Annotated in this window: 1 protein-coding gene; it reads right to left on the reverse strand. The window is 54.2% G+C overall.

Annotated features, from left to right (window positions below; translation table 11 throughout):
- Positions 1 to 28 precede the first annotated feature (28 nt).
- Positions 29 to 262 (reverse strand): hypothetical protein (locus SB786_RS36645; protein WP_410731641.1); only part of this gene is annotated, 234 nt, incomplete at its 5' end.

Genomic DNA, 262 nt, shown 5'->3' on the forward strand with positions numbered 1-262 from the left:
GGGCGGCGAATCGGAGCGGGCTTTCATCTTACAGAATGCCGCCCGACGATCTGCGCGATTGTTGACGAAGTTGGAAAGGTCCAATCCAGAAACAGCAATAGGTGTCGCGTATATGACCGATTATTCTCCGGGTCGCAGTTCCGGCCACGCGCGCAAATGCTGTCGGAGTGCTTACAAAATTAATTTGCTCAGGGAGGCCTTTCATGAGACGTATCGTCGTTCCCGCCGGTATCGGCGCGATTTTCGCTATTGCAGCACCTTC

The organism is Burkholderia sp. SIMBA_062, from assembly GCF_046534765.1.
Classification (GTDB): Bacteria; Pseudomonadota; Gammaproteobacteria; order Burkholderiales; family Burkholderiaceae; genus Burkholderia; species Burkholderia ambifaria.